This is a genomic window from Schaalia sp. (assembly GCF_050312375.1).
GTDB classification, from domain to species: domain Bacteria; phylum Actinomycetota; class Actinomycetes; order Actinomycetales; family Actinomycetaceae; genus Pauljensenia; species Pauljensenia hyovaginalis.
Map to the genome: position 1 here is coordinate 1 of NZ_JBNOYB010000033.1, position 5,562 is coordinate 5,562.

Sequence of the window (5,562 nt, forward strand, 5' to 3'; positions counted from 1 at the left end):
TACTGCATCCGGGAAAGGATGCGCCCGCCCCCTCGTCCCGCTTGGCTCAGCCGAGTGCGAAGCCTGCGATGGGGTCACCGGCTTCCACCCGCGCACCCGCGTCGACCATCCTGGTGACGCGCGCCGCGGGGGACAGGGCGATGACCGGCACGACCGTGGGCAGGCCCGCCGCCCTCGCGACGCCGAGGTCCCATTCGATGAGGGGGTCCCCCTGGCGGACAGGCTCGTCCTCGCCCGCGAAGGCGGTGAAGCCCTCGCCCTTGAGATCGACCGTGTCGATGCCGAGATGGACGAGGACGGGCGCCTCGCCCTCGGCGCTGATGACGAAGGCGTGGGGGTGGAAGGCGGAGACCAGGCCGGACGCCGGTGCGCGGACCTGGGTGACCCGCTCTTCTGCGTCGGGGAGGATCGCGAATCCCGGTCCGATGATCGCCCCGGCGAAGACCGGGTCGGGAACGTCCTCCACATCGATCACGACCCCGCTGAGGGGTGCGTGAACGATGAGAGTCACCGAAGAGCCTCGATCGCGGTGACGATCGCCTCGGTCTCGGGGCCCATGACGACCTGGACGGTGTCGCCGACGGTGACGACGCCGAAGGCCCCCGCCTTCCGGAGCGCTGCTTCGTCGATGGCTTCGTCGTCGAGGACATCGGCTCGGATGCGCGTGATGCACGCTTCGAGCCTCCTGATGTTGTCCCAACCGCCCAGTGCCGCAAGAATCGTTTCCGCCTGGTTCATCGCGTCCTCCTTCAAGCTGCGCGACTAGGATGTGCGTCACATTCAGGATAGCGCGCTCGGAGCCCCTCGCCCTGGTCATCGGCGAGACGAATCGGTCAATCCAGCCGGTGGTGCGCCGGGTCGCGTCGCGTATCCAGACGGCCCGCGGGGGTGAAGGCCATGAGCGCCGCCGCGATGAGATTGCCCGCGATGAACAGGTAGAGGGCGGCGGTGGTGCCCAGGACCCCCGCGAGCGCCCCGCACGCGAGTGAACCGAGGGGCATCATGCCCCATACGGCGAACCTGAAGGTCGCATTGAGGCGTCCGAGGAGCTCCGGAGGGCAGATCCGCTGACGCAGGCTCATCTGCGTGACGTTGTAGATCGTGAGGAAGAAGGAGGAGACCACCGAGGCGCCCACGATCAGCGGAACGGCGCAAGGCCCGAGACCGGCCGAAAGCGGCAGGCCCAGGGTCGCGGCCACTCCGAGGAGGGCGCACACGCTGATGGAGCGGCCCTCGCCGAGCCTGCGCGACAGCCACGGCCTGGCGATCGCTCCGGCGATGCCGCCGATCGCCCCGAGCGACAGGAGGATGCCGAGAGCGGTCGCGGACATCCCGAGCTCGCGCAGGACGAGCACGGGGAACAGCACGACCTGTCCCTGCGAGAAGAAGGCCGAGGCGGCGATGCACGCGAAGAGCGGGGCGAGCAGGGGCTGCGAGCGCACGTAGGCCACTCCCTCGCCGATCCGCTTCCACAGGCCCGGCCGGCCCGCGCGGGAAGGCGCGGGCTCGGGGTCTGAGATGAAGAGGATCGCCCCGGCGCTGAACAGGTAGGCCGCAGCGGTGAACAGGTAGACGAAGGGGGCGGCGAGGACCCCGAGGAGCCATCCGCCGAGGCCGGGTCCGCCGACCCTGGCGACTTGGAAGCTCGCCTCGAGACGGCCGTTCGCATCGGCGACCAGGCCGGGGCCGACGAGGGCGGGGACGTAGGACTGGTAGGCGACGTCGAAGAAGACGGTCGCGAATCCGAGAACCGCGGCGACGATCATGAGATGAGTCAGGGTGAGCGTCCCGAAGGCCTCGGCGAGCGGGACCGTGAGGAGGACGGCGACACGGATCAGATCCGCGACGATCATCGTCGGGCGCTTGCGCCATCCGTCGACCCAAGCGCCCGCGGGCAGTCCGATGAGGAGGAAGGCCGCCGTTTGAAGCGCACTGAGGACTCCGAGGGCGCGGGGCGAGGCGTGCAGGTGCGTGATCGCAATCGCCGAGGTCGCGATCGTCGCCACTTGGAAGCCGAAGAGGCTCGCCGTCTGCCCGACCCAGAGCCGCAAGAAGGCGGGGGAGGACGACAGTGGGGAGCGGGAGCGCACCGGAGCAGTCTAGATCAAGGCGGCGATGCGCAAGGCCCGCGCAAAACCGTCTTCGTGGATCGGGGCCGTCACATGGTCGGCCGCGGCCTTCACCCGGGCACAAGCCCCGCCCATGGCGATCCCCACACCGGCGGTGGTGAGGGCTTCGAGGTCATTCGTCGAATCGCCGATCGCGACGGTTCGGGCGAGCGGGATGCCGTAGTGCTGCGCGACGAGCTCGATCCCGCGTCCTTTGGAGACGTCGGCCGGGTAGCTTTCGACGACGAGCGTTCCTTCGGATTCGATCGAGCCGGGTATGAGTCGCATATCCGCGGGGATGAGATCGAGCAGTTCATTCACGCTCGTTCGCCCGTGCTCGAAGTAGACCGTGCACTTCGTCGTCGAGGAGGGGAGGCCTTCTTCGAGGAAGGGGGCGAGCGCCTTCGCGTACTCCTCCCAACCGGAGAGCTCCGCGTCCATGAGGCGCATGAAGGAATTCATGAAATCCGGGTGGGGATGCATGGCGTCCGGTCCCTGCCAGATCCATCTGCCGTCGAAACGATCCCAAATGCGGGTCAATCGCCGAATGGTCGTCGCGTCGATCCTCCGGTCGTGAATGACCTCTCCATCGACGCGGACGTATCCGCCGGCGCCCGCCACGATCCCGTCGAAGCCCAAGTCCCACAGGCGGGGGTAGATCTCCGGCAGGGAACGCCCCGTGCACATGAAGAGGCGGTGCCCCGCGTCGTGCGCCGCCGCGAGAGCCTCGACGGCTGAATCGGGGATCCGTTGCGAGTGGTCGATGAGCGTTCCATCGAGGTCGGTGAAGACGAGCATGGGATCGGGCATAACGCCACCGTATACGACCGGGGGGCCTGGGGAAACGGGGGAGTCCTCCCGCCGATCACGATTCCATAGCGGCCCGATCACGCTTCGATAACGGAGCGACAAATCATGTCGGCGAAGCGACAGATCATGCAGAGGCGCATGAGTTCGCCCCGACGGCGTTCATAGGCTCGGGGCGTCACTCAGAGTCCATGCAGGCGACGGGTGCTCTCACAACACTGGAGTTGAAGTTCAAACCTGAGGAGAAACCAATGAGGATCTCTCGCAGTACAAGCGCGGCCGCCGCAGTCGGCGCCCTCGCGCTCGTGCTCGCCGGATGCTCGACGACCACCGGGGCGTCGGGATCGGGCAACACCTACACCACCGCTGAGAAGACCGATGGCAAGACCGCCTTCACTCAGGTCGTCAACCCCAACGGCGGCCAGGTGCTCTCCTTCTCCACCGAAGGCGGGATGAAGACCGTCGAGGCCAAGGACGGCGACTACACCTACGCCTTCAAGGACCTCAACGGCAACGGCGAACTCGATCCCGCCGAGGACTGGCGCCTCGACGCCAAGGAGCGCGCCGCCGACTACGTGACCGGCCTGTCCAAGGAGCAGATGGCCGGCCTCATGCTCTTCTCCTCCCACGAGCGCGCCCCCGGCGACGGCCTCACCGACGAGCAGAAGACCTACTTGTCGCAGTCCTTCCTGCGCAACGTCCTCAACGCGGGCACCTCGGATGCGAAGCAGAACGTCCAGTGGGTCAACGAGATGCAGGCCTACGTGGAGACCCTCGCCGCCGAGGCAACCCCCTACATCCCGGTGAACTACTCCTCGGACCCCCGTTCGGACGCGTCGAACACCGGCCTGTTCACCGAGGCCGGTGAGATCTCCAAGTGGCCGTCCTCGCTCGGACTCGCGGCGACCTTCTCGCCGGAGACGGTCCTCGAATTCGCCAAGGCCGCCTCCTCGGAGTACAAGGCCCTCGGCATCTCCACCGCCCTGTCCCCGCAGATCGACCTCGCCACCGAGCCCCGCTGGCTCCGCGTATCCGGAACCTTCGGCGAGGACGCGACGATGGCCGGTCAGATGGCCGCCGCCTACGTCGAGGGCTTCCAGGGCACCTTCGATGAGAAGGGCGAGGACCAGGGCTGGGGCGCCGACTCCGTCAACGCGATGATCAAGCACTGGCCCGGCGACGGCGCCGGCGAGGGCGGGCGCGAATCCCACACCGAAGCCGGCAAGTACGAGGTCATGGTCGGCGCCAACTCCGCCGAGCACATCTCCGTCTTCCAGAAGGCCCTCGACGCCGCCGCCGTCATGACCTCCTACTCGGTGACCCTCGACGCCAAGGGCGAGCCCGTCTACACCGATCGCAAGGGCTCCTCCTACGACGCCGGCAAGCTCGCCGAACTGCGCGAGAAGAACGGCTTCGACGGCGTCGTCTGCTCCGACTGGGGCATCACGAACGCCCTGTCCGATCCGGACGTCTTCATCGCGACCGGCTGGGGGATCGACGACATGACGAAGGAGGAGCGCCACTACGCCGTCATCAAGGGCGGCACCGACATGTTCGGCGGCAACAACGACGCGGCGCCCGTCCTCGCCGCCTACGACATGTGGCAGAAGGACTTCGAGGCGGGCGTGAACGACATCGACGCCCAGACCCGCTGGCAGCAGTCCGCCCAGCGCGTCCTCGCGATGGAGTTCAACGCCGACGCCTTCGACAACCCCTACCTCGAGCTCGAGGCCTCGCAGGCGACCGTGGGCTCCCAGGACAAGGTCGACGCCGGTATCGAGGCTCAGCTCAACTCGATCGTCACCCTGAAGAACGACGGCGCGATCGCACTGAATGAGAAGGCCGACTTCTCCGACAAGACCGTCTACGTCCCCCACACCTTCGATCTGGGCCGTACCTCCCTCTTCGGCCCCGGCGAGATCACCGAAGGCCTCTCCCTCGATGAAGACGTCCTCAAGAAGTACTTCAAGGCGGTCGTCACCGACGAGGTCACCGAGAACGCCGACGGGACCTTCAGCTACACCGCGCCCGACCTGTCCGAGGTCGACATCGCCCTCGTCGGCATGAACTCCCCGAGCGCCGGAGCCGTCTTCGCCAACTCCGGGCACGACACCGAGACCAACACCTGGTACCCGCTTTCCCTCCAGTACCGCCCCTACACGGCCGACGGGCCGAACGTCCGCAAGGTCTCGATCTCCGGCGACATCCTGCCCGACGGCACCAAGGAGAACCGTTCCTACTTCGGCAACACCTCCCGTCTCACCAACGAGGCCGATCTCGACGCGATGCTCCGCACCCGCGAAGCGGTCGACGCCTCCGGCAAGGACATCCCGGTCATCACGATCATCCGTGCGACCAACCCGGTGATCCCCGCCGAATTCGAGTCCGCCTCCGACGCGATCGTCGTCGGCTTCGGCACTGCCGATGAAGCCCTCGTCAAGATCGCCCTCGGACTGCACGAATCCAACGGCCGCCTTCCGATCCAGTTCCCCAAGGACATGGACACGGTCGAGGCCAACAAGGAGGACGTCGCCAAGGACGTGACCCCCTACACCGACGCCGCGGGCAACACCTACGACTACGGCTTCGGACTCCACCTCGACGGTTCGGTCATCACCGACTGAGCCCCGGGCCGCGGGGCGACTCC

The 5,562-nt window shown here is 67.3% G+C and carries 5 protein-coding genes; 1 reads left to right on the top strand and 4 read right to left on the bottom strand.

Going from position 1 to position 5,562, the window contains the following annotated elements:
- Nucleotides 1-46: 46 nt before the first annotated feature.
- From ACQY7V_RS02415 to ACQY7V_RS02430, 4 genes are all read right to left on the bottom strand, one after another.
- Nucleotides 47-511: a PTS sugar transporter subunit IIA gene (locus ACQY7V_RS02415; RefSeq protein ID WP_428638722.1), complete on the bottom strand. Its 465-nt coding sequence runs from the start codon at nt 509-511 to the stop codon at nt 47-49.
- Entirely contained in the window at nt 508-738 is a 231-nt protein-coding gene (locus ACQY7V_RS02420) for a glucose PTS transporter subunit EIIB (RefSeq protein WP_277298231.1), read from the bottom strand. Before ACQY7V_RS02420 ends, ACQY7V_RS02415 begins: the two co-directional genes overlap by 4 nt.
- A gap of 95 nt (nt 739-833) precedes the next feature.
- On the bottom strand, nt 834-2,090 hold the full coding sequence (locus ACQY7V_RS02425) for an MFS transporter (RefSeq protein ID WP_428638725.1): 1,257 nt from the start codon (nt 2,088-2,090) through the stop codon (nt 834-836).
- 9 nt (nt 2,091-2,099) lie between these two features.
- The gene (locus ACQY7V_RS02430) at nt 2,100-2,918 is read right to left on the bottom strand and encodes an HAD family hydrolase (RefSeq protein WP_184452905.1); all 819 of its coding nucleotides are present in this window, start codon (nt 2,916-2,918) and stop codon (nt 2,100-2,102) included.
- A 248-nt stretch (nt 2,919-3,166) separates the two neighbouring features.
- On the opposite strand from ACQY7V_RS02430, the gene ACQY7V_RS02435 reads away from it, so the two are divergent.
- Nucleotides 3,167-5,539 (top strand): glycoside hydrolase family 3 N-terminal domain-containing protein, encoded by a 2,373-nt coding sequence (locus ACQY7V_RS02435; RefSeq protein ID WP_428638727.1) that lies wholly within the window; start codon nt 3,167-3,169, stop codon nt 5,537-5,539.
- Nucleotides 5,540-5,562 lie beyond the last annotated feature (23 nt).

Bases quoted from the DNA above. Each gene is read 5' to 3' on its own strand.
- ACQY7V_RS02420 (WP_277298231.1), bottom strand. From the start codon at position 738: ATGAACCAGGCGGAAACGATTCTTGCGGCACTGGGCGGTTGGGACAAC.
- ACQY7V_RS02430 (WP_184452905.1), bottom strand. From the start codon at position 2,918: ATGCCCGATCCCATGCTCGTCTTCACCGACCTCGATGGAACGCTCATC.
- ACQY7V_RS02435 (WP_428638727.1), top strand. From the start codon at position 3,167: ATGAGGATCTCTCGCAGTACAAGCGCGGCCGCCGCAGTCGGCGCCCTC.